The sequence below is a fragment of the Desulfolithobacter dissulfuricans genome, assembly GCF_025998535.1.
GTDB lineage: Bacteria > Desulfobacterota > Desulfobulbia > Desulfobulbales > Desulfobulbaceae > Desulfolithobacter > Desulfolithobacter dissulfuricans.
The window spans coordinates 768,538-793,387 of record NZ_AP024233.1 but is presented as its reverse complement, the minus strand read 5'-3'; the positions used below and the strand labels follow the sequence as shown (position 1 = coordinate 793,387).

The window sequence follows — 24,850 nt, the reverse complement described above, 5'->3', positions numbered from 1 at the left end:
CCACCGGCATGAACAGTGGCCGGAACGATCGCAAACAAGGCGACAAGAAGTACGCCAACCGTCCTGTAGCACCTCATTGCCCCAGCTCCTCCATCCGAGAAATCTTTTGCCGCAGCCTCTGGACCAGCAATGCGTTTTCCGGCTCGTCAACTGTCTCCAGATAGGCAAAATATTCGGAGAACAGGCCAAGAACCTCCTGACTGTCTAACAGCTTTACTCCACTTATAATATACTCTTTTCCCCGGGTGAAATCGCTGCGGTAGAGAACCTGGCGGTAATATTCCAGCGATTGCGGTTCAAAAGAACGGAAAAAGGCGATGGCAGCCGTCTGTATCGCTTCAACCTCGTCCCGGTTGCCGTAATCGATATTACCTTCTTGCTCAAAGGCAACGGCATAGGCCCGGGGAAGGAATTCCTCCTTGCCCAGGTAACGGGCCAGGTTGATTCCCCACCAGACCTGATCGTAATAGGATGAGCTGAAAAGTTTCTCAAGCCCCCGGCTGGCCAGGGCCGGAAACCGGCCGGCAATCTGTTCGGTTTCCGGATCGGCCGGAAAGAGTTCGACCAGCAGGGGAACAGAGAAATCGGATCTGGACATGGCCTGCTGCTTGAGAAATTTTGCTATCGCGTGCAGAGCATAATCATTTTCGTAAGGCCGTTTTGTGTATTTACGGATAATCTTGATCTGCTCTTCCGGTAACGCGTCAGGAGAGAGTTTTTCAAGATCCGCCGCAGCGCTGATCTTCTGACGGCCCGGCTCGGCGGTCCACTTCACACAGAAGACGTTGCCTTCTCCCCGATCTTCACAGATATTTTCCTCGCTGAGCTTACGCAGGGCATCTTCGGCCCGGCAGTCATCATATTGACGGAGCCTGACGGCAAGGCGGTACTTCCACCGCACTTCCGAGGCCCCGCCCACCATTTCACTATCCGGGTCAAATGGTTCACTGACTTGCCGGAGTACCTCGAGCAATCCTTCCTCCTGCTCCGGCGAACAGTAACGTCCCCCCTTCCGGGAGTCATCGCCTTTTGCCGCGTTCCAGCGCCGGCCATTGCCGCGCCCTCCTGCATTCGGCGCAGCACTCCACTCATCATCACTCCAGCCGCCCCATCCTTCACCTCCGCCATTACCCCAACCGAAAGCGGGTGCATATCCGCTGACCATCAAAATACAGATCAGTGCCAATCTCAAAAAATGTCTCATTTGATATTCTCGATCCTCCCGCTCTAACTTGTGTCTGTCCAGAAATGAGGATTTTCGTTCGAGATCAAGGAATGCGAAAAAAATAAGCGCAGGCATATGCCTAATATTCCGAGCATTATTTTTTAAGCATGACGCAGAGATCGGGCCAAAAGACCATTTCTGGAAAGGCACTAACTTGTCCCCCGGAGCGAACACATCATGTACCGGGCCAGCTCTTTTACCGCCTTTCATGCTCCTGCCGGAGACAGAATACTTGAAGGAGGTGCAACAGGAAGACTGCCACCTGTGCGGTGGCACGGTCTTTTTGCTCGCACTTTCCTTTGCATAAACAGTGCCGGAAAATCCATCACCAGCAGACTGTATCATACTATGGCCCGCCAGGCCATATCCCGCAAGTTCCAGGCTCAGCCTGTCTCAAAACGAGACAGAAAGGCCGGTCCGCCAGGCGCGACGATGTCTTGTTTCCAGACAATAATCCGCAACGTTCATAAAATAACCAGGAAATAACGTTAGAGGGTGTCTTTAAAATCGATAGTTCGTTCGATTTCCAGGAACAGTCGTCATGACTTCTTTTCCCCGGATTCCAGCCTGGCGCATGTAATGAACAATCATCCTGCGGGCGATATCATCTAAAAAACTTGCATAAATCCGTCTATGCGGATATACAGAAAAATAAAAAGCCAGAACCTGATAAAGGAAAAGACGACAGGAACCAATCGTTTTCCTGTTGCCTCAACAAAAAACTGCACAATGAAAACACCATGCCCGTAACAAAAAAACTTTCCCTTCTTGATCGCTTTCTGACCCTGTGGATCTTTCTGACCATGTTCACCGGAGTCATGACAGGCTGGCTCTATCCGCCGGTCACCGACCTGATACACAGCTTCCAGGTGGGCACTACCAATATTCCCATTGCCATCGGCCTCATACTTATGATGTACCCCCCTCTGGCAAAGGTGCGCTATGAAAAATTGCACGAGGTCTTTTGCAATGTCAGAGTGCTGACCCTTTCCCTGGTTCAGAACTGGCTGATAGGACCGCTGCTCATGTTTGGCCTGGCCGTTATTTTTCTCAACGGTTACCACGACTACATGGTGGGCCTGATACTCATTGGACTTGCCCGGTGCATCGCCATGGTCATTGTCTGGAACGATCTGGCAGAGGGGGACAGGGAGTATTGCGCCGGCCTTGTCGCCTTCAACTCCATCTTTCAGGTCCTGTTCTTTTCGGTTTATGCCTGGTTTTTCATCACCATACTGCCACGGGTCCTCGGTATCGAGGGGGCAGTGGTCGACATCTCCATGGCCCAGATCGCCAAAAGCGTTTTCATCTACCTGGGAATTCCTTTTATCGCCGGTATGCTGACCAGATTCATCGGCCTGAAGGTAAAAGGAGAAGAGTGGTACCAGCAGGTACTCATTCCCAAGATCAGTCCTCTGACACTTGTTTTTCTCCTGTTCACCATCCTGGTGATGTTCTCTCTGAAAGGTGAATATATTGTTGAGTTACCCCTGGACGTGGTGCGGATCGCCATCCCGCTCTCTCTCTATTTTGTGATAATGTTCGTTGTCTCCTTTTTCCTCTCCATGCGGGCCGGGGCGACCTATGAACAGTCGGCCACCCTGTCGTTCACTGCGGCCTCCAACAACTTTGAACTGGCTATCGCAGTCGCCATCGCCGTGTTCGGCATCAACTCGGGCGAAGCGTTCGCCGCGGTCATCGGTCCCCTGGTCGAGGTTCCGGTTCTGATCTCGCTTGTCAATGTCGCCCTCTGGTTCAAGCGAAGATATTTCCCCTTTGCCAAGGAGACACCCGAAGGAATCTGTCACGTTAGCTGCGAGGACTGAGCACGGACAAGGGCGGCTGCGTGGTCGCTGTTTTGCCATGTCCGGACCGAATTTCAGTTTCAGGCACCCTGCCTGGGACCCGAGGAACACCAATGGGCGCAAAAACAAAAATTCTTTTTCTCTGCACCGGAAACTCCTGCCGCAGCCAGATGGCCGAGGGCTGGGCAAAAAAGCTCAGGGGTGAACAGATCGATGCCTGGTCGGCAGGCATCGAGAAACATGGCATGAACCAACGGGCGATGCAGGTCATGGCCGAAGCCGGAGTGGATATCTCCGGTCAGCGTTCCAAGCTGATCGAAGAGTTGCCGGACCTGGACTTTGACTATGTCATCACTGTCTGTGATCACGCCCATGAATCCTGCCCCCTTTTTCCCGGGCACGCAAAGGTCATCCACCGGGGTTTTGACGATCCGCCCCGGCTGGCGGCAGAGGCCGCCAGCGAGGAAGAGGCCCTGGAACATTACCGGCGGGTACGGGATGAAATCAGATATTTTGTCGCCACCCTGCCCTGTTGCCTTCAGAGTGCCTCGAAAGATTAGGCTGTCTGTTCAACAGCGGGCCGTTGAAAAACGAAATGTGATTACCACTGAAATTCGGCCTCCGATACCTGAAGGTGTCGGCCCCATCCGTTTCAGGGGTGTCTGTGGCCTGGATGGCCACAGTCAAGCCCCTCGGGACGGGTTTGGCGTCCCGTGAAACGGGTGGAGTGTAGAGCATTGTCAAAAATGATCTTCAACGACTATCCCCCGCCGCACGCGGCTACTACATATCAGAGGAAGTCTTATTGCGGACAGCGCCCCCTCGTCGAACCGGAGATGCGGTTTTGCCGTTCGGCTACGCCTCACTTGACCCCTGCGGGATCATGGTCTCCGCTTCGCTCCGGCTCCCGCATCCGGCTCTTCGATGATCTCTCGCCTCAAGACATTCACAGAGAGTTGACAGCTCTTTTATGCCGATAAAGCAGCCCCTTGGACATGAGCGTCCTGTACAACGACGGTCCATCAAGGTGCCGGCAGTGCCGGGGACTCCGGGTCTTCATAAAGCGACTGAACCTGGCCTGCACGTACCAATCAATCTTCTTGACTGATCTTTGACATCTGATTTTTAAATATTCCGTAAAAACAGGACACCACGAAACAGAATATTGCCCTTGGCACTACCACAGCTGTTTCGAGGCTGTTTAGCTTTCATGTGATCTCCCGAATCGTGGGCGGCAGGGCGACACCCACCCGCCTGATTGTCAAACCCAAACAAGTTTTGTCGAACACGGAAAAACGAAGAAAAAAGGCCACTGCTCCTTTCTTGGACAAATGCGGTAGCGGGAAACAGGGGCCTGAAATGGCATGGAGATAACCGCAGGGGGAAGAAAAAATGAAGAGGACTGGCCGCTCAAGTGAAAGACGGCCAGCCTCCGGGAATAACGGATCGCATTACGGGGTCGCAGCGACAGTCTCGGGCGGCGGACAGTTCCTGCCGACCAGAGCAATCGGTCCTGGTGGAACCTTGCCATAAACTGTGCCCGGCACCATGGGGGTATCGAAACGGTTTGCATACTCCCTCATGGAACCGTCGTAGAGCCGGACATTGGTGTATCCGAGCAGTTCGTGCATGACAAACCAGGCATGGGCGCCGAGAACACCTGTGTCACAGTATGTGATAACTGGTTTGTCTGCTGGAATCTCCTCATAAAGTTCCTGCAATTCCTCTTTTTTCATATAGGTATTGTCTTCTGCCATGGCTGCCAGGGCCGGAACATTCTGTGCTCCGGTGATGTGTCCGTTGCGGATCCACTTGTTCAGGGCGTACTCCCGGCCGTCGTAGAACCGTTCCGGCCGGCTGTCGAGAATTATGCTTTTGCCGGTGGCCAGAGCAGAAATGACATCCGGGGAATACTGGGCCCTGATACTGGTATTGGGTGGATAGGCAACTGTTACCCCCTGCGGAACGATGGCGGGAACAACACTGGTCATTTCCCGTTTTTCCGCCAGCCATTTTTTCTTGCCTCCGTCCATGATGCTTACCTTGTTGTAGTTCCAGTACTTGAGAGTCCAGTAAACCCGGGCCGGAAAATGAGGCTTGCCGTCACCGCCATAGATGACGATATGGGTGGATGGGGGAGCAGCCAGCCGGCTCATCAGCCTCTCGATCTGATCGAGCCCGAGCACCATATGATCAGTGGTAGGATCAAAGGTGTCACGCCCCCACTTCATGTGAACCGCTCCGGGAATATGACCTTTGTCATAACCCTTGGCACTTACTTCGATCAGGCGGATACGGGCTTGCCCTGTATCCCTGATGGTTGACAGGTTGTCGGCCACCCACTGGGTGGAAACCAGTGGTGCGACCGCTCCGGTGGCGGCCTGAACCAGACCGGCAGTCAGGCAGGCCACAGCAGCAAGAACCGCTGTCCTTAACATATTGATGTTTCTTTTCATGGGTACCTCCATCGGCTGTAAAAGGGTATCGGTTTCGTAGCTCCACCCATGAATTAGCAAGCTGCATGCCACAAGATCATCCCTCGCGGCTTAAGACATATTTTCATCGTTATAACAGTAAGAAAAGATACATCTGACCCTGGAAGAAAAAGATGAAATCCGGGACAGCACCTTGCAAGATGAACCCTTCCTTTCAGAATGAAAGAAAGGGTGGTCAAAACAGATTGTACTTCTTCATCTTCCGCCACAAAGTAGTGGTCGAGATGCCGAGAGTTCCGGCGGTCAGTTCCCGGTGCCCATTCATGGCCTGCAGGGTATGACGGATGATCATCTTTTCCATCTCCGCCAAGGTAACGAAATTGGAACAGAGGGATTCCACGTCACGGGAGGTGGCCTGTTTTTCGGACAGGTGCACCGACTGGATGGTCGATGATTCACAGAGCAGTACTGCTCGTTCCAGAGCGTTTTCGAGCTCCCGCACATTGCCGGGCCAGTGATAGGTGAGAAGACGGTGACGTATCTCGTCGGAAATGGAAGTGATGGCCTTATCGTATTGTCTGGTATATCTGGCCAGAAAGTGATGGGCCAGCAGCAGAATATCATCCTTACGGTGCCTCAGAGGAGGCAGTTCAAGCGTGATGACATTGAGCCGATACATCAGGTCACGCCTGAAAATTCCCTCCTTGATGGCCCTGACCAGGGGAATATTGGTGGCGGCGAGCACCCGGACATCGATGGAGATTGGAGTGGTGCTGCCTACCCGGGAAATCTGTCCCTCCTGGAGCACGCGGAGCAGTTTGATCTGAAAATTCGGAGAAGTGTTGCTGATTTCGTCAAGGAATATCGTTCCCTTGTCCGCTGCCTCGAACAGGCCTTTCTTGCGGCGATCCGCGCCGGTAAACGAACCTTTCTCGTGGCCGAACAGCTCCGATTCGAGCAACTGTTCAGCCAGGGCACCGCAGTTGACGGCGACAAAGGGGCCGCTGGCCCGGCGGCTCAGACGATGGATGCGTCGGGCAACCAGTTCCTTGCCGGTGCCGGTTTCTCCCTCGATGAGTATCGGGGTGTCAAAGGGAGCGACACGATCAATAGTCTGCTTCAGCATCCGCATGGGGCGGCAGTCACCTACCAGTTCTTCGGCTGCAGTTGCCGCCACCTGCCGGCGCAAACGACGATTTTCCCTGACCAGCGCCACATGTTCAAGGGCTCTGCGGACCACGACCAGCAGGTCATCGGGCTCAAAAGGTTTCTGGATATAATCATAGGCTCCCTTGCGGATGGCCTCGATGGCCGTTTCCACGGAACCGTAGCCGGTAATCATGATCACCACCGCCTCGGGATCCTTTTGCCGGGCCAGTTCCAGAATGGCTAAGCCGTTATGGTGGGGCATTTTGAGGTCGGTGATCACCAGGTCAAAGGATTGCTCGCCAAGCAGTTCCATAGCCTCGCGACTGTCGCCACAGAGTCTGGCTGCAAGCGATTCCTCGGCCAGGGAGTCGCGCAGCAGTTCCCGCATGGCCTGGTCGTCGTCAATGATCAGGATCGCCGGACTTTTCAAGAGCAGTTCCCCGTCGGCAGGATTATGGTGAAGACTGCGCCTTTGCCGGGCTCGCTGAAAAGGTCGATGGCACCGCCCACCTCGCTGATCATTCCGGCACAGATGGAAAGGCCCAGCCCGGTCCCTTCGCCGACCTCCTTGGTGGTAAAAAAGGGATCAAAGACACGGGACTGTATATCCACAGGGATACCCGGTCCGTTATCGGCAATGGTTATCTGCAGATGACTGTCGCGCACGGCCATCAAAATCTCGATTTCTCCCCCGGACCCTTTCAATGCCTGCAGACTGTTGAGCAGCATATTCAAAAGAACCTGCTCCAGGTGCTTCTCGTCCATGCACACGGATGTGCCCTCGACAAGATGGCAGACGATATCCACCTGCTGTTCTTTTATCCTAGCCGCCAGAATATGGAGGGTCTTGCCGATAACCCGGCAGGGATCACATTGCCGGGACACGGCGGCCACAGGAGCCGAACTGCGGGCATAGTTGAGCAGGTCCTGGATTATGGCACTGCTTTTCCTGGCCTGGTCGGCAACCAGACCGAGCCGGTCCTTCTGCTCCGGGGTGAGATTATCCTGTTTGCGGAGCAGGCGGGCATAGCCGAGAATAGTGCCCAGCGGGGTGTTCAGTTCATGGGCCAGGCCTGCCGAAAGCTGGCCCACGGCAGCCAGTTTTTCCGCCCGCAGGTAGGCCTCGCGATGCTTCTTTTCCTCGGTAATATCCCGGAAAGTCAGTATCGAGCCAATTGTTTCCTCTGTCGGACCTTTCAGGGCCACTGAGTTGATGGCCAGAATACGCTCCTCCCCATCATGCCGAGAAATAATTTCCCGGTGAAGAAATCCCTCGGCCAGGCTGGCTGAAACATGGCCGGTTTCTTTACAGGCAGGGCCAAACAGATCATGGATATTGGTGCCGATCAGGTCTTCTTCCCTTTTCCCGGTCATCCTCAGGGCGGCAGGATTGACGGACACAATATCGTTTTTCAGATCCGTGATCAGCAATCCTTCGGACAGACTTCTGAGAACGGTGGCCAGCTTGAGTTTTTCACTCAGGTAGTATCCTCTCTGGCGCCTCTCCTCCAGTTCGGCCTGTTTTTTTTCGGTAATATCCAGGGAAACCTCGATCACCCGGGTCACCTGTCCGCTCTCATCGCGGGAAAACGGTGTGGTGATCAGCTGAAAGAACTTGCCTTTTTTGTTGACCTCCCGCACCATAACCGGCCTACCGGTGGCAAAGGTCCGCACGGCCGGGCAGTCAATGCCAGGTGCATTCCTGTTGCAGTAGATATCATAACAGAATCGACCGTTCACCTCCTCCAGTTCACTGTCGACCAGGAGCTGACGCTGTTTTTCATTGCACTTGACAATGGAGAACCTGCTGTCGATAATGGATATCCCAACCCCTGTGGCGTCAAAAATAGCCTGCAACTCGTCTTTGGCCTCCCGTAACTCAACAATGGTCTCCTTGAGATACTCCAGCACCTGCTCGAAGGAGCCTGCGATAATGCCGATGGGATCCAGTGACAGAAGTTCATTATCGTCGAATTCCTCAGGTCGCAGGGGTTCGGTTCCCATGACCTGGAGAAGCTGATTGGTTTTTTCCCGGATATAGCGTGTGTATCTCTGGTTGTCAGCGCGCAGGGAGGTCTGCCGCCCTTTGGACGATCCACCAGTCTTGCCGAGTCCTTCCGTCCGCCCTGCTGTTTCCTCAGGACTTGCCGATGCTGATTTCATAATAGGTTTCCATTTTTCTGACAGCAACGTCATAACCCATCTTGCGGGCTGATTCGGGAATAGTACGGGTGGTATCCCGATGGTCGGTCTTGATGTTGATCCTGAGTTCACCCCGTCTGAGCTGGACCCGATTCTCATTTATGGTCCGCAAGACCACAAGAAGACAGGCCGGACAGACTTGCCCAAGAATATCAAGTTCGATTACCCTGTGCTTCATTTGTTCACCGTATGACGAGACGGGTAAGGAGCCAGATACCGATCCTGACCCCTGGTAGGACCGCCAGTATAAAGAAAAAGCTCTGCAGGGCCAGCAGAGGCAGGCCACCCAGAAAAAATTTGACATTACACCCCGAAGCAAAACGGGCCCCCAGAGCGAGCAGCAGGCCGCCGATAAAGGATGAAACAATCTGTCGTCGGGGAGGCAGACCATACACCCTGAACTCCCGGCAGATCAGGGCGCTGCAGAGCGAACCGATAAAGATCCCTCCTATCAGGGGCAGTTCCGTGTAACCAATCAGGTCCATGACCGGCGCTGCCCCGCCGGCCAGCATGCTTTTTCCGTAATGCAGGCTTACGGTATCCTCCTGAAAAAAACGAAGAGTTCGCACATGCGCCGGAATGACGAGAGATTCAAGAAAGGCTGCCATCTTGGCGTAGCCGGTCGTGACCCCCATGGGGGCACCGGAGAGAGCATAGAAAAGAAAATTGAGGCAACCTATAAACAGCGCCACCCGCCAGGGCTCGATATATCCTCGGGCATGGCAGACAACAGTCAATTTCCCCTGCCGCAGCCAGCGGATGATCATCAGCAGCGCCAGGACAACAAAGCTCACCACAAGCAGGACTTCAAGTTTCGGACTGATCTCGGCAACCACCCGCACTGATGTCAGACGGGTGGCAGCGGCCAATTGCGTAACCTGTTCATGAATCTCGGCGTAGAGCATGCTGCCAAGCAGGATCCCGGAAAAGGCTATCCAGTTCCCTGTATGTCCGGCGGCCATCCGATAAAGGGTGCTGATAACACATCCTCCGGCCAGCACCATGCCGATACCGAACAGGAAACCGCCGGCCACGGTCATCATCGAGGCCGCGGCAAAGGTATATGGTGGAAAGACTGCTATAAAACCGGTTATTCGACCGATGGAGACCAGGACGACGAAGGTCAGCAGATAGATCAGGAAAGAGCGGAGAAGGGTCCGGTCACCAATGAGAAAAAAATCGCGCAGCATGGCGACCATGCAGTAATCACCCCGGTAGAGAACCATGCCGAGCAGGGCTCCGATGACAAAACAGCCGGTTGCGAGGACAAACGGATTCATTGCCGGCTGGCTGACTGACAGCGCGATCGCGTCAACGACAAAATCTCAATGCTCCGGGTACCGGTGGCCCCTGTTCGCCGGAACCATTTTTCCAAGGCCCGGCACAAGCAACACCACGAGATGACATGAATCAGAATCCTCCCACTGAAAAAACCCTGTTTGCGGCTCATTACAACTCAAGTATACAGGCATGATGAGGATCTGTTCAAGTGAAATACGGCGGCCCCGGTGCAGGAGTCCGGTTTCCTTGACCTGCCCTCCAGTATACCACTTTATGGGACCGATTTTGTCTCCGGATCCGGGCCGGAATCAAAGCCATAGGCGAACATGGGCACATAGATAAGGGTCAGCAGGGTGCCCACGAGCAGGCCACCCACCGCTACGTCGGCAAGTGGTGAAAGACGCTCGAGTCCCACCGCTTGCTCCAGGGCGATGGGAATCATGCCGGCAATGGTGCCGAAGGCGGTCATCATCACCGGTCGGAACCGAACCCGGACCGACTCCATGGCTGACTCGAAGGCAGACTCCTTTTTCCGGTAATGCTGATAAAAATCGACCAGCAGGATCGAGTTCTTGATAATGATCCCGAACAGCAGCAGCACCCCGACCATGGAGGGCATGCAACTCGGCTTGTCGAACAGGAGCATCCCCCAGGAGGCCCCGATCATGGACAGGGGCAGGACCACGACCATGATAAGGGACAGCCGCAAGGAACGGTAAATGGCAACAAGCGCCATCACCAGAATTATGATGCCGGTGCCGATCGCCTTGATCATCCGTCTGAAGGAGTCGTTGAGCTGGGCAATATCACCTTCCTGGCTCACCATGACGCCGGTGCTGTCAAACTGTGCCAGCTCCTTAACAGAATCGGCAGTGATATGGGTTATGGGCCGCAGTCCCCGGTATCCCTGGACATCCAGACTGTAGAGCATTTTATCCCTTTCAATTTTTGCCGCTGTCAACCGCTGGCGGATATCGGCAATGGACTCCAGGGGAATGGTACCTTCCCTGGTCTGAACAGGCAAAAGTCGCAGGCTCTGCAAATTTTCATTGAACTCTCCCTTGAGATAGAGCCGTACCGGCTGGGTATTCATGGAGGAAAAATCCCCCAGCAGCGAGACCACCTGTCCCTTGATCGGTATCTGGGCTGCAATGGCAAAGGGGGTGAGGCCATAGCTGAGTGCCTTGTTGGTGTCGATGACCACTTCGGCTTCACTGAAATCGCGGTCCCAGGACAGAGCCACGCTTGTCAGTCCCCTGATGTCGGCAAGTCTTTTGGCCAGAAGATGGCCTTTTTCCGGCAGATCGAGATAATCCGGGGCTGTCAGACGAATGTTCAGAGGTGCCTTGATACTGGAAAGTGCCGTGGCGCCGAAATCATAGACATCCACGATTTTGACTCCCTGAATTCCGTTGAGCTGGTCCCTGATCTCGTCTTCAAGCTGCCAGAGTGTTTTTTCCCGTTCAAAACGGTTCACGCAATTGATGGTAAGAGTTGCCTCGGCGGGCAGGTTTCCGCTACCCAGGGAAAGAACCCCGGCCTCGCCACCGAAGGCCACCGAGCTCTTGACAACCTCCTTCTGGCCATGAAGCCAGGCAAGAAAGGGCTTCATGCGTTCTTCGGCGCTCTCCACTGTATCATTGGCGGAAAAGGCTACATGAGCCTTGATGATACCGGTATCCATGGGCGGCATGACATCCTTGCCGATGATCGGCATGATGTTTTTCAGGCTCAGAACAAGCACAACCAGAACACCGAGAGTAAGAACTATTTTGCGGAAAACGGAGAAACGACCGTTGGAGAAGTTGAGCACCCCTTCATAGGGGATGACAAGACGGCCGACGGTGTTCTGGTACAGAGATTCAAAGAAGCGTTCTGCCCGCGTTTTCTCAGCCCCTTTCCTGTACAGGTACACAGACAGTTTAGGGATAAAGGTAATGGAGAGAAAGTAGGAGACCAGGAGCGCAATGATCAGTGTCTGGATCAGGGGCCTGAAAATATGCTCAGGGAAGTCACCGACAAACATCAGCGGAAACATGATGGCAATGGTAGCCACGGTGCCGGCAAAGATCGGGCCGATAACCTCTTTAGTTCCCTGTTCGATAGCGGTCTGCAGGTCTTCGTGCAGTTCACCAAGATGGCGCTCGATGTTTTCGAGCACAACCACCGCGTCGTCGACCAGCATGCCGAGAGCGAGGATAATGGCCGTATATACGACGATATTGAGTTCGCCACCAAACAGGTAGATGACCGCCATGGTCGAAAAAAAGACCAGGGGAATGGAGAGGCCCGCGGCAATGATAGCCCGGAAATTGCCAAGAAAGAAAAGCAGTACCAGCAAGGTGTAGATGATAGCATCCCGAAGGGCCTCCAGCATATTGGTATTGGCGGTTTCGATCAGGTCCCGCTGGGTGTCGGCGATCTGAAAATCGATATCGGGATACTGCATCCGCAACTTTCTGATTTCCTGGCGCGCAGCCTTGCTGACATCAAGCACCGAACCGCCCGGCGAGCGCTGAATGGCCAGGGCTATGGCAGGTTTGCCGTTACCGAGATAGCCTGAAAACCGCTTCCGGGTCGACCAGTGAATATCGGCCACGTCACCGAGCCTGAGGTTTGCGGAAATGCGGAGCCGGGAGAGTTCGGCGACACTGGTCTTCTCGCCGTAATAAGTCAGGGTGAAGAAGCCGTTCTCTCCCTTGACAAAGCCCAGGGGGATGTCCCTGTTGGCTCCCATGACGGTTCTGACCAGAGTGTCCATGGAGATACCGAACCGTTGAAGACGCAACGGATCGATATCTATCACCAGGGCGCTCTGGTAACCGCCGAAGACCTCCACATTGCCGATTTTCGGGTTGGACAGTAGAGAAGGTTTGATAAACGAATCAGCAATTTTACGGAGGTCACCGAGGCTGAGAAACTCGTTTCCGGGACTGATGGCCACCACTTCCACCGGCAGGGTAAAGGAACCGGCGGTATAGATGGCCGGATTTGCTGTCGGCGGCAGGTTGGCCCTGGCTATGGAAAGAGCATTGGCCACATCCACCGCCGCCGCGTTCAGCCCCTTGGCATACTCGAACTCGGCCTTGACGATGGAAAAATTTGCCACATTGACCGAACTGATGTCCCGGACCAGGCTGAGACGGGCGATCTCGTTTTCAATGGGCTTGGAAACCGTACTGGCCGCCACAGCTGCTGTCGAACCAGGAACCTGTGTAATAACAATAACCTGCGGCCTGTCGGCATCGGGAAAGAGATTTTTGGGCATGGTGATCAGCCCGATAACACCCAGGACGAATAACAGAGCGATAACGGAAAAGAGCAGGTGGGGCCGTTTATAGAAAAAACTGAACATAACAGTCTCCAACACAAGGTATCTTTACGTTTTCCCGGATCAGCGGCGGAAACAGCATCTTTTTACCAGCTGCCTGGTCCTTCGGGTGACGCGGCAGGTCAGGATCTACTTTTCCGCATCATCCTTCGACCGCTACCGCTGCCGTCACAACCGCTGCGTCCGCAACCCGACCAGGCCGGCAGCAGAATGTCGCTCCGATCAATCAGCCCTCGCCCGGCGCATACGGTCTAATCCCGGCTTGACGGATAGAGGCATTTTCTCTTGCCTTTCAATTCCGAATCGTTATAGGCACTCCGGCGAGGAGTTTGAGAAGAATGTCCGGTTTCGCGACAATAACCTGCCGAGCGGCAAGGCCGTCGACGACAACTCCTTCGCTGCCGGAGGCCACGACAGTAACTGCCACCGGCCTGGCCCGGCCGTTATCCGCGACAAAGCACAGAGACTTGTCTTCTTTCTGCAGAAGGGCAGAGGCCGGGATCATGGTCCCCTGCCCCTGGTAAAGCACCAGCCGCACCGGCAGACGTTCTCCGGCACTGTTATCTGTCTGGACATCGGCGCGATATTCGTCCAGCCCTTTAAAAGTATGCTTCAGAGATCTCAGGGGATAGGTCTGCCCGCCGAAGATAACCGCCCTTGGGCGAAGATCGTCCGGTGAACGGATCAGCAGAAACTTGCCGCTCTCCGCCTGGATCGAAAGCAGCGGCCTGCCTGGCATGGCGATAACGCCGACATTGGCGGAGGTGGAGCTGACAATCCCGTCAATGGGAGAGGTAATGACCGCGTAACTGAGCAGGTTGGCAATCTCCCTGGCATTCTGCTCCAGGACGCCCTTATTGCTTTTCAGTTTTTTCAATCCCGCCCGCAGGGTGGCTATCTTGCTCTCTTCCGCTTCGTATTGTTCGATAGAGGCTCCTCGGGCGTCCAGCAGCGCCCTGGTTCTCTCATGGGTTGCCAGAGCGGTATCCAGGGCCACCTTCTGGGCCGAAATCTCCGCCTCCAGAGAATCGATCTGCAGAGATATGGCTTTCTGTTTTGCCAGCAGGTCATCGTGATCAAGGGTGACAACGACCTGTCCCGCCTTCACACTGTCGCCACTCTTGACCATACTGACAATCCTCGCCGATAGCTTGGAAGACAGGATAACATCCTGATCGCTCTGCACCTCGGCCAGGGCCGGCAGGGTCAGGGTGATCTCCCCTGTTCTTGGAGCTGTAACGGAAACAACCTGCCGGTAAACCTGCATGGGAGGAATCTTTGCCATTGCCTGTTTCTTCTTCCTGACAGCCGTGACTCCGCCGCCAACCAGCAGCATACCGATAATGATCCATATTATTTTTTTCATCTGCTCAATCTTCTCCCTGTTTACTGTTCAGCCACAGTGGCAAAACAAACATTCGGGTCCAGAAATTTCTCTTTATTTTACAAGGTGCTCAAGGCTGTTCCCGTAGAGTACCGCCAGGCTACCGAACACCTCCCACCATCGGGCCTCGACGAGATAATACTTCGCTTCGGCTGACAGGATCTTTTCTTCGTAACGCAGATACTCCTCCTGGCTCATCCGCCGGCTGGCATAGGCAATTTTTGCCACTTCAAGGAGCCGCCGTTCATGATCTACACTCTTGGCGGCAAGTTTCCTGGAACTTTCCAGAAGAGATAGAGTTCCATGCAGGCTTCTGGCCTTTGCCTCCAGCTCCACCGCTGTCCTGGCCAGCTGTGCCTTTTCCCGTCGCATCGCTATCTTTGCCTTTTCAACCTCCGTGTAGGCCGGCTTGTTGAACAGCGGTATCTGCAGGGTCAGGGCAAAACTGCCGTATTCATCATCGACATCCTCGCCGGTATTGTACCCTTCGCCATAGTTGTGGAACCAGCGGGCCGTGCCGACGATACGGGGATACAGCTTGTCCCTTGCCACCTGCACGCCCAGTTCTTTTGCCTTCACCGCTTCCCTGACCGGCTCGAGGGCAAACAGCTCTCCTTCACGGATGCCGCCATTGAGCTGCAGAGGGACCGGTTCGTCAAGATGGATGGATGTGAGCGATTCAATTGTTTTCTTCAAGACAAGTTCCTGAACGATGGTTTCGTTGAAGCTCAGCTTTATCTGGTTGATAGCCTCGTCCATGCGTATTCTTTCCGTCTCGGGAATTCTGCCGTTGTCTACCTGGAGGATAACGTCCTGCCTGGTCTTTTCCAGCGAGGCCTTACGGGCCTCGAGGGATTTTTCCAGCGAGGCCAGATGCAGCAGACGGGCATCGGCGCTGAGCAGCATGGCCTGATTCTCGAGCAGTTTGAGACGTTTTTTGGCCCTGGCGCTTCTGGCCAGCATCTCTGCCTGTTTCCCCAATGAGAACAATTCCTTGACAAAGACGGGAAAAGAAAGTGTCACCCCTGCCCGGCTTATGGTCTCACTGAACGGCAAAGGCTCATCGCGGGCCAGCAGTTGCGCCGATTCGGTGGGAAGTACCGGTCGCCAGTTGGTGGGCGAATTATACTCCTCATAGGAGAGCACTCCGTTAATTTGCGGATAGAACCGGTCGTGGACGGCCTGCCGGTTCAGTTCACTGGACCTTGTCTGCAGAGCGTCCAGTTCGGTGACCGGATGCTCCTTCAAGGCTGCAAAGAGATCGGCCATGGTCACGGCCCCGGCCCGGGTCCAGTTCATGGCAAGGGCAAGAACAAGGGCGATACAACCGCTGAAAATCTTCATGCGGCCTCCTTTTGCTGTCTGATTTCCCGATGGTTTATCTTCCGTGGCAACCGAACTTCCACCAGTTCAAGGGTCTGCAGGAGCTGTTCACCCTGGGCGGTCACGGGAGCAATGGAATAGAAGACCTTGGTTCCCACGCGCCGGGCCGCAAGCAGACCGGCATCCTTTAAAATTTTCAGGTGCCGGGAAAGCCGGGGCTGTCCCATGTCAAACGAGTGCTGCAGTTCGCAGACACAACTCCTGCCATAATACTGGAGGAACTTGAGAATCATGATTCTGGTCGGATCATTGAGCGCACTGACGAGGCGAAGGTAATTGTCCATGGCAGGGGCAACATTGTAGTGATTTATTGATATATAAAGATAACTTGATATATAAAGAATGGACACAGTCCGCCATGAAATGGGGGACTGTTACGGCAACGAAAGAGACATCCCTTCTCAACTGATCCACTCCTCCACTTCGGCCTGCTTCGGGGGCGGCCCACGCATTTGACCTCGCCGTTAACAACCACCGCCGGAGTCGAGAAGATACCCATCTTGGCGATTTCCTGAAAGTCAGTCACCTTGGTAACCGTCGCATCGACGCCTTTGGCGGCAACAGCAGCTTCAACAACTTCCTGGGCCTTCTGGCAGGACGCGCAGCCAGGTCCGCATACCTTGATCTCCATAATTTCCTCCATTACTTTGAGCCTGTTCCTGAATCCGTGACGGAAAATTTATTGTTTTTAATCTGTTATCTTGAAGAACTCCAACCTTCCAGATTTTCCTCTTCCACCGCCAGCTCAGATTATCAGGTTAAACAGATAGCCGGTGAAGAGAATGCCGCCACCGACAACCCCGACAAAAACAGCGATCAGACGTGGTTTCAGAACCTTGCGCAGGATGACCATCTCGGGCAGCGACAGGGCAATGACACTCATCATGAAAGCCAGTACCGTGCCCAGGGCGGCACCCTTGCCCAGCAGAGCTTCGACAATGGGCACTATTCCGGCGGCATTGGAATACATAGGAATACCGACCACCACTGCGGCCGGGACCGACCACCAGGCATCCTTGCCCATGATCCGCGCCATAAAATCCTCGGGCACATAGCCATGTATGGCGGCACCAACGGCTATACCAGCCACCACATAGATCCAGACCTTGCCGACAATGTCGCGCACCGCTTCCCGGCCCCGCTGCACCCGGTCGCTCCAGGTCAGTTTTTCTTCTATGACCACAGCCTCGGCAGCCCGCATCTCCTGCACCCAGTCCTCGATCCAGTGCTCAAGCTTGAGACGACCGATTATCCAGCCGGCAACCATGGCTATCAGCAGGCCGGTTGTCATGTACAGGGCGGCGACTTTCCAGCCGAGAAGACCGTAGAGCAGAACCAGGGCAATCTCGTTGACCATGGGTGCGGCGATGAGAAAGGAAAAGGTGACTCCAAGCGGCACACCGGCCTGAACAAAACCCAGAAAAAGCGGCACGGCCGAACAGGAACAGAACGGGGTGACAATCCCGAGTAGAGCGGCCATCACATTGCCGGCGGTCTCCCGCTTACCAGCCAGGTATCTGCGGGTACGCTCCTGGGTGAAAAAGGAGCGGAGCATGCCGATCACAAAAACAATCAGGGTCAGCAGCATCATGACCTTTGGGGTATCATAGGTGAAAAACTGGACCGCCTCACCAAGGTGGCTGCCCTTTTCAAGACCGAGCAGCGAGTAGGCAAAGAAGTAGGAGAAGGGTTCCAGCTGTCTATAGACGACATACCAGACAGCAAGGCCGAGCAGGCCAAATATGGTGGCCTTGCCCATATTCATATTGTTCTTTTCGCTTTCAGCTTTCTGACCGTTTTCTGCCCGGGCGCAGTCGCAGCCGACGGGTTGAATGGGTTCCATGATCAATCCTCTCAGTTTTTTTCTGCACACTCTCGCAATGCCGCTGCCTGCGGCAGCCTGCTGCGCATCAACTGCAGTTCTTCATCGTCATCCAGCCAGTTGCGGAGCCTGGCGAGCATCGCAGCAGCGTATTCCGACTCGCTGCCATCGGCCAGGCTGTAGATTATCCAAGCGCCCTGGCGCGTTCTATCCACCATCCCAGCATCTTCCAGTATTTTCAAATGTTTGGACACCGTCGACTGGGCCAGCCCGAGCACCTGCTGAATCTCGCAGACACAGAGTTCACCCTGTTGAAGAATCTTGAGCACCCGAACTCTGTTGGGATCGGACAACGCCTTCATGACACGAATAAATGCTTTCATGGGAACTGTTTTTAATATTTACATATCGCTATATAGCAATATATAGTAAAACCTGACATGCGATTGTCAACTATTTTTTTGGCCTCTTTTCTATTTTCTACTTTCTCACTATAATAAAAAGATACGCATGAGAGCTGACTCATAACGGAGGAAATATGGGCTTTGAAAAATATCTTTCTTTTCTCATCGGTTTTTTTCTTGTTTTCGGCCTGCCGGCAATCTCCCCGGCCGGATCCGGCAACACCGGGGAGACCTTTTACTTCGCTGTCTCGGCAATGGCCTCTCCGGCACAGACCCTGGTCCATTTTTCCGAATTTCAGGACTACCTGGCCGAGAAACTGGGGACACCGACCTTGCTCAAACAGCGCCGCACCTATGAAGAGATCAACGAACTGCTGGCCAGGGAAAAGGTACAGATGGCCTTTACTTGTACCGGTGGCTACCTCTCCGGAAGAAAAGCCTTTGGCCTTGAACTTCTGGCGGTGCCCGTCATGAACGGCAAGACGCGCTACCGGTCTTATATTATCACCCGGGCGGAAAGCCTGGCCCGTTCACTGGCAGATCTGAAGGACTCGGTTTTTGCCTTTACCGATCCGCTTTCCCTGACCGGATATATCTATCCCACAGCCAGAATTAATCAGATGGGTCTGACCACCACTGAATTTTTTCAGAAAACATTTTATACAGAAAGCCATGATAAATCCATTGAGGCAGTGGCCACCGGGGTGGCAGATGGAGCGGCCGTGGACAGTCTTATCTTTGATGCCCTGCGCAAACAACCGGACTCCTTTGCCGGCCGTTTGAAAATTATCGAGAGATCCGAGGAATTCGGTATGCCACCGGTGGTCGTCCCGCCAGGATTATCCGTTAAACTCAAGCGAAAACTCCTCAAGGTGCTGCTCTCCATGGATCATGACCCGGAAGGCCAGAAAGTTCTGCACAGTCTGGGCATGGATGGTTTTGTCCTTCCTGATCCTGAACTGTACCGGTCCGCCATCCTGCTGCGCAAACAGGTTCATGAATAGTTTTTTAATATGAGATAGCCCATGGCAATCAGATTTCACGACCGGATAGCCATCCGGCTGTCGCTGGCCATCGTCATCGTCGTTCTGGTCACGGCAGTTACCGTGGCAACCCTTGTCCTGCGCGATGAAAAACGCATTCTCCAGCGGGATCTGCGGGTCCGGGCCCTGCAGCTTGGAGAAATCATGACCCGTCAGGTCCTAGAACCCCTGCTCTACGAAGAAAATTACACTCTCCATGAACTGATCACCTCCTACCTGGCCGCACGAGATGCCTTTCTGGTCTACGGTGAGTTGTATAATGAACAGGGCGAAAAAATACTGGCCAGGGAAAAGATACCTGTGCCACGAAAACCTGTCGTTTTAGCCGAATATGCCGGAGAGCTGCCCAAATTTTTGCGGGACGTGGAACAGAGCAACGACCTTGTCCCCATGGACCTGGTGGTCCCGATTTCTTCCAGCAAGATAGGTGTTGTCGGCTATCTCCGTCTTGGTGTTTCCGTAGAGCCGCTGATCAGAACGATTTCCGCCTCCAGGCGCAAGGTCTGGGCAGTAACCGCTGTAATCGCCGTTCTCGGTTCTCTGGCTGGTTTATGGATGGCCCGTGCCCTGCTCTATCCCGTCCTGCTTCTCAACCAGGCAGCCCACAAAGTGGGTGAGGGAAATCTCGGCATGGAAATACGCGAGACCGGTGTGGGGGAAATCCGGGAGTTGAGCCTCACGTTCAACACCATGTCCCGCCGGCTAAAAGAGTTGGTGGATGAAATCACCGCAGCCCAGGAAAACCTGGTCCGAACCGAAAAGCTCTATGCCCTGGGTGAATTTTCCACTGGCCTGGCCCATGAAATTAAAAATCCGCTGACTTCGATCAAGATGCTGATCCAGCGTGCCGGGGAACAGGAAGAAGCCCTGGAAGGAGAAGACCTGGAGGTTATTATTGATGAATTGGAGCGGATTGATCATACGGTCACCCGCTTTCTCCGTTCAGCCCGTCAGTCGGACATTGCAGTCACCCGGACGGATATAAACAGTCTGGTTGAAGATGTACTGGCCATCACCCGACCAAAAATTGAAAAATCAGGAGTTGTTATCGTCAAGAAGCTGGCAAAGGATATCGCACCGGTGCAGATCGATGCCTCGGGGATCAGACAGATCCTGATGAATGGCATACTTAACGCCCTGCAGGCCATGGACGAAGGAGGAAAACTGACCATTACTACCGCTGTCGACGGCAGAGAGCTTCGCTGCACGATAACCGACACTGGCTGCGGCATCAGTGAGGAACATCTAAAGTACATTTTCGATCCTTTTTTTACCACCAAGGAAAACGGTACCGGCATGGGGCTGTCAGTGGCATGGAATATTGCTCAGCAGCATGGCGGACGCCTTGATATCGTTTCCAGCAAGAATAACGGAACTTCATTTATCCTGGTCCTGCCCTATGACGACACTCCTTATAGTTGACGATGAGAAATCGGTCCGTTACGCTTTCGAACGGACCTTTGGCGACGAGTACAGCATCAGAAGCGCGGAAAACGGCGAGCAGGCCATACGGGCTGTGGCAGAAGAAGAACCGGCCGTCGTCCTGATGGATATCCGCATGCCGGGCATGGACGGTCTGACCGCCCTTAAAAGCATCAAAAAATCACACCCCCACCTGCCGGTTATCATGGTCACGGCCTTTGCCGACTCTGCCTCCGCCATGCAGGCCATGAAGGACGGCGCCTTTGATTATGTAGCCAAGCCCTTTGACAATGATGAATTGCGCAGCATCATTGCCAAGGCCTTGAATGCCAGTAAAATGCAGGCCAAACTGCACTGTGGCTGCGGTGACAACTGGGATGCCACCACAGACGACAAAGAGTGTATCGTCGGCTCCAGTCCCGAAATATTGAACATGTGCAAAAAAATCGGCCAAGTGGCCGGTTCTGACCTGCCCGTCCTCATCACCGGCGAAACCGGGGTCGGCAAGGAGTTGACCGCCAGGGCCATCTATCAGCACAGTACCCGGAACGAGGCCCCCTTTATGATCGTCAACTGTGCCTCTCTGCCGGATGAACTGGTTGAAAGCGAGTTGTTCGGATATGAGACCGGTGCTTTTACCGGGGCAGTTAAACAGCGCATCGGCCGTTTTGAGCAGTGTACCTCCGGGACCCTGTTTCTGGATGAAATAGGTGAGCTGCCCCTTGCGGCCCAGGCTAAAGTCCTCCGGGTTCTCCAGGACGGCACCTTTGAACGGCTGGGCAGCAACAAACAACTGCAGACCGATGTACGCCTGATCGCCGCCACCAACAGAAATCTTGAGCAAATGGCTACAGATGGCCGTTTTCGCGCCGATCTGCTGCACAGGATCAACGTGCTGACTATTTCCATTCCACCCCTGCGGCAGCGGATATCCGATCTTCCGGACCTGATTCTTTACTTTCTTGCCCGTTACGGTTGCCAGGTGTCTCCCCCAGTGGAAGGAATCAGTGACGAGGCCTTGAAAAAACTTGCCAGTTACCACTGGCCCGGCAATATCCGAGAGCTCGAAAATACCATTCGCCGGGCTATTGTCCTGGCAAAGTCCAAAATCATCTCCGCTGAAGACTGCATCCTTCCCCAACAGCTAGAACCTGACAAAAATGATTTTGAATATGTTGTCGGCAAGCAGATCGATCTGCTTATCAAGGGTAACGAATCACGCCCCTATCGACATCTGATCTCTGAAGTGGAACAGATGCTGATCAAAAAAGCTCTCGACCTCTGTGATGGCAACCAGGTCAAGGCTGCCAATCTGCTTGGCATCAATCGGATGACCCTGCGCAAAAAACTTGCCTCTGCTTAAAAAATAGACAAGCCCCTGTATACTCCATAAGCATTCCCGCCCCTCCCGTCGCTTTTTCTAAAATTTTTCATGTAATTTCAGGCAGATTTCCACTGGCACTCTTTATGCATTAGAGTGGGAATAAAGCTATTTTTCCCAACAAGGAGACTGCCTGAATGAAGAAAGGAATTGTACTGACAATTGTTCTGATTGTTTTTCTGGCTGCCGCCGGGGTTCTCTCGGTTGAATCGTACACGGCAAAACCGCAGTTCTGCGGGACCAAATGCCATATAATGGACAAACCCTACAAGACCTGGCAGGCGTCAAAACATGGCAAATCCGGCAAGGTCGAGGTCCGCTGCGTGGATTGCCACTACGCACCGGGCGAAAAGATGACCCTCCACGCCAAATTCAAGGGATTGGGCCAGTTGTTCACCTATCTCTCAAGTGATGAAAAAGAGGTCCGCAAAGCCACCCACATCGCTGACATCTCCTGTACAACTTCAAAGTGCCACCCTGCAGACCAGTTCATGGACAAGAAGCTGAAGTACGGCGAAAAGAAAAAGGTCAGCTTCACCCACAAAACCCATTTCGACAAAACCATCCCGGGACAGGAAATGCACTGCACGACCTGCCATATCAAGGCTGGCGACGAGAAGCATTTCGAGGTGCCCAAGGAACAGTGCTATATCTGCCACTTCAGGAAGAGTGACTTCAACAAGGGACGGGGGGCGTGCAATCTCTGTCATGAGATCCCGACAACGCCTCTGCAGTCGCAGAAAAAGAATGCCCAGCCGGACAAGGATGAAAAGATTATTACCCATCAGAGCCTTGAGAAGGCCGGTGTTGCCTGTCAGAGCTGTCATTACCAGATGATACGCGGCGAGACAGCCCTCATGCCCAGGGCCTGCAAAGAATGCCACAGTGATACAGCGGTACTGGCCAAGAAGAATGACATGAAGCTGATGCACAGCGAACACGTGGCTAAGCAGAAGGCCCAGTGCGCTGACTGCCACCAGCCGATCGTCCACAAGGAAAGTGATTTCATCGAGGCGGCCCGGCTGAACTGCGCCAGCTGTCACCCGGACCATCACAGCTACCAGAAGGCCCTCCTTGTCGGCAATCCCTATGGTGAAGTGCCGGCGACACCGAACCTCATGTATAACGTCAAGACCAACTGTTTGGGCTGCCATCAGAAACAAGAGGTACTGAAAGGCGAACCTGTTCTTCGCGGGGCAGCCAGGGCATGCGTGGACTGTCATACAAAGGATCATGAAAAACTGCTCGCCGACTGGGAAAAAGAAGTTCAGGGCGAGGTCGCCTTTGCCAAGGAGAATCACGACCGGGCCCTTGCCCTGCTGGACGAATTCAAAGACAGGCTCGATCCCGAACGGGTTGCGGCCTTCAAGGAGCAGATCGCCAAAGGACAGCAGGCCCTGGACATAGTTGTCTATGGCAATGGGGTCCACAACAAAAAATATGCCATCATGCTCATCGACGAGGCGATGAACAGCATATACGCAGTGCTGGATGAACTGGAACCCCTGGCTGAAGAACAAAATGCAACAGAGGAGAACCGACAGTGACGGTAACTGCCGCTCCAGGAGCAGTGAAAACACATGTGTATCCTGAAACAGTGGTTTCAGGAGAACCGGGTTGGCCCGGGCGCCCTGATCCGCGCCTAACCAGAAAAACGAAAAGAGGAGGAGGTCATGAGCACCAACAGAACAGATGATCGCAGGGAAATGCTTCGCGTTTCCGGAGCTGCCGTGGTCGCAGCCGGATTGATGTCGACAAGTCTATTGCAGCCCAAAGAAGCCGGGGCTGCCCGGGCAAAGGCTCCCCACTGGGTGATGATCATGGATCTTCGGCGCTGTATGGGCTGCCGGGCCTGTACAGTGGCCTGCAAGGCAGAGTACGATGTGCCGCTGGGCGCGTTCAAGACCGTGGTCAAACAGGTTGTCACCGGAAAATACCCTGACACAAGGCGGACAACGATTCCCCGACGCTGCAACCACTGCGAAGGGACGGAAAAGGTCGGCAAGATGACCGTGCCGCCCTGCGTCAAGGTCTGTCCCGAGTACCCCAAGGACCGGCGGGTTTTCATCACTCCGGAAGGAAAAAAAATCCGCTATCGTGGCGGGGCCACCTACAAGCGTCCGGACGGGCTGATCCTGCTCGACAACGACTCCTGCACGGGATGCGGCAAGTGCATCGACGCCTGTCCCTATGGCGCCAGAACCTTCAACAAGCGCAAGGCGGCCGGGAAAGACAAAAGCAAGCACGCCATTGTCAAGTGCACTTCCTGCGTCCACCGCCTGGACGAAGGCGTGACGCCGGCCTGTGTCAATACCTGCGCCGCAGGGGCCAGAATCTTTGGAGACCTCAACGATCCCGACAGCGAGGTCGCCAGGCTTGCCAGGGAGTTCAAGCTGCTTGAGAACCGGGACAAGACGACCATGAAGCCTGAAGCCAAGACCATGCCCAACATTTTTTACATCGATCCGGACGGTGTGCTGGCTGACTACTCTTTTGACGAGAAAGACAAGCTCGCAGAGTACCGCGACATCGTTGAATAACAAGCGAGACCACTAATCTGTTTGGATACAGGAGGAATTGAAT

General features: G+C 54.1%; 19 protein-coding genes and 1 pseudogene. 7 read left to right on the top strand and 13 right to left on the bottom strand.

The window, feature by feature from the left end; genetic code table 11:
• Positions 1 to 73: 73 nt before the first annotated feature.
• A complete protein-coding gene (locus GF1_RS03350) occupies positions 74 to 973 on the bottom strand; it encodes a hypothetical protein (protein WP_267928203.1) in 900 nt (299 codons plus the stop codon).
• Positions 974 to 1,965: 992 nt separating this feature from the next.
• Between GF1_RS03350 and arsB the strand changes: the two genes are divergently transcribed.
• Both arsB and GF1_RS03340 read left to right on the top strand, forming a co-directional pair.
• A complete protein-coding gene (gene arsB, locus GF1_RS03345) occupies positions 1,966 to 3,051 on the top strand; it encodes an ACR3 family arsenite efflux transporter (RefSeq protein WP_267928202.1) in 1,086 nt (361 codons plus the stop codon).
• A 92-nt stretch (positions 3,052 to 3,143) separates the two neighbouring features.
• Positions 3,144 to 3,590: an arsenate reductase ArsC gene (locus tag GF1_RS03340; RefSeq protein WP_267928200.1), complete on the top strand. Its 447-nt coding sequence runs from the start codon at positions 3,144 to 3,146 to the stop codon at positions 3,588 to 3,590.
• Between the two features lie 891 nt (positions 3,591 to 4,481).
• On the opposite strand, the gene GF1_RS03335 is transcribed toward GF1_RS03340, so the two are convergent.
• From GF1_RS03335 to GF1_RS03280, 12 genes and pseudogenes are all read right to left on the bottom strand, one after another.
• Positions 4,482 to 5,486, bottom strand: coding sequence for a sulfurtransferase (locus GF1_RS03335; protein ID WP_267928199.1), 1,005 nt, complete (start codon positions 5,484 to 5,486; stop codon positions 4,482 to 4,484).
• Positions 5,487 to 5,700: 214 nt separating this feature from the next.
• Complete coding sequence (locus GF1_RS03330) at positions 5,701 to 7,044, bottom strand: sigma-54-dependent transcriptional regulator (RefSeq protein WP_267928198.1); 1,344 nt, start codon at positions 7,042 to 7,044, stop codon at positions 5,701 to 5,703.
• Positions 7,041 to 8,777, bottom strand: coding sequence for a PAS domain-containing sensor histidine kinase (locus GF1_RS03325; protein WP_267928197.1), 1,737 nt, complete (start codon positions 8,775 to 8,777; stop codon positions 7,041 to 7,043). The genes GF1_RS03330 and GF1_RS03325 overlap by 4 nt, the downstream gene beginning before the upstream one ends.
• Positions 8,752 to 8,994, bottom strand: a complete 243-nt coding sequence (locus GF1_RS03320; protein WP_267928196.1) for a sulfurtransferase TusA family protein — start codon at positions 8,992 to 8,994, stop codon at positions 8,752 to 8,754. The genes GF1_RS03325 and GF1_RS03320 overlap by 26 nt, the downstream gene beginning before the upstream one ends.
• Before the next feature lie 4 nt (positions 8,995 to 8,998).
• On the bottom strand, positions 8,999 to 10,096 hold the full coding sequence (locus tag GF1_RS03315) for a YeeE/YedE thiosulfate transporter family protein (protein ID WP_267928195.1): 1,098 nt from the start codon (positions 10,094 to 10,096) through the stop codon (positions 8,999 to 9,001).
• A 272-nt stretch (positions 10,097 to 10,368) separates the two neighbouring features.
• A complete protein-coding gene (locus tag GF1_RS03310; RefSeq protein WP_267928194.1) occupies positions 10,369 to 13,452 on the bottom strand; it encodes an efflux RND transporter permease subunit in 3,084 nt (1,027 codons plus the stop codon).
• A gap of 268 nt (positions 13,453 to 13,720) precedes the next feature.
• Positions 13,721 to 14,794 (bottom strand): efflux RND transporter periplasmic adaptor subunit, encoded by a 1,074-nt coding sequence (locus tag GF1_RS03305; RefSeq protein ID WP_267928193.1) that lies wholly within the window; start codon positions 14,792 to 14,794, stop codon positions 13,721 to 13,723.
• A gap of 72 nt (positions 14,795 to 14,866) precedes the next feature.
• The gene (locus GF1_RS03300) at positions 14,867 to 16,156 is read right to left on the bottom strand and encodes a TolC family protein (protein ID WP_267928192.1); all 1,290 of its coding nucleotides are present in this window, start codon (positions 16,154 to 16,156) and stop codon (positions 14,867 to 14,869) included.
• Complete coding sequence (locus GF1_RS03295) at positions 16,153 to 16,479, bottom strand: ArsR/SmtB family transcription factor (RefSeq protein ID WP_267928191.1); 327 nt, start codon at positions 16,477 to 16,479, stop codon at positions 16,153 to 16,155. Before GF1_RS03295 ends, GF1_RS03300 begins: the two co-directional genes overlap by 4 nt.
• Positions 16,480 to 16,596: 117 nt before the next feature.
• A pseudogene (locus tag GF1_RS03290) lies at positions 16,597 to 16,826 on the bottom strand (thioredoxin family protein).
• 114 nt (positions 16,827 to 16,940) lie between these two features.
• Positions 16,941 to 18,038 carry a permease gene (locus tag GF1_RS03285; protein ID WP_267928190.1) on the bottom strand — a complete coding sequence of 366 codons (1,098 nt, stop codon included), beginning with the start codon at positions 18,036 to 18,038 and terminating at the stop codon, positions 16,941 to 16,943.
• A gap of 11 nt (positions 18,039 to 18,049) precedes the next feature.
• Entirely contained in the window at positions 18,050 to 18,400 is a 351-nt protein-coding gene (locus GF1_RS03280) for an ArsR/SmtB family transcription factor (protein ID WP_267928189.1), read from the bottom strand.
• A gap of 155 nt (positions 18,401 to 18,555) precedes the next feature.
• Here GF1_RS03280 and GF1_RS03275 point away from each other — a divergent pair, with 155 nt between their 5' ends.
• The 5 genes from GF1_RS03275 (at position 18,556) to GF1_RS03255 (ending at position 24,807) form a co-directional block, all read left to right on the top strand.
• Entirely contained in the window at positions 18,556 to 19,425 is an 870-nt protein-coding gene (locus tag GF1_RS03275) for a substrate-binding domain-containing protein (RefSeq protein WP_267928188.1), read from the top strand.
• Positions 19,426 to 19,446: 21 nt separating this feature from the next.
• Complete coding sequence (locus GF1_RS03270) at positions 19,447 to 20,886, top strand: sensor histidine kinase (protein ID WP_267928187.1); 1,440 nt, start codon at positions 19,447 to 19,449, stop codon at positions 20,884 to 20,886.
• The gene (locus GF1_RS03265) at positions 20,864 to 22,249 is read left to right on the top strand and encodes a sigma-54-dependent transcriptional regulator (protein ID WP_267928186.1); all 1,386 of its coding nucleotides are present in this window, start codon (positions 20,864 to 20,866) and stop codon (positions 22,247 to 22,249) included. The genes GF1_RS03270 and GF1_RS03265 overlap by 23 nt, the downstream gene beginning before the upstream one ends.
• Positions 22,250 to 22,404: 155 nt before the next feature.
• Complete coding sequence (locus GF1_RS03260) at positions 22,405 to 23,814, top strand: NapC/NirT family cytochrome c (protein ID WP_267928185.1); 1,410 nt, start codon at positions 22,405 to 22,407, stop codon at positions 23,812 to 23,814.
• A 126-nt stretch (positions 23,815 to 23,940) separates the two neighbouring features.
• A complete protein-coding gene (locus tag GF1_RS03255; protein ID WP_267928184.1) occupies positions 23,941 to 24,807 on the top strand; it encodes a 4Fe-4S dicluster domain-containing protein in 867 nt (288 codons plus the stop codon).
• Positions 24,808 to 24,850 lie beyond the last annotated feature (43 nt).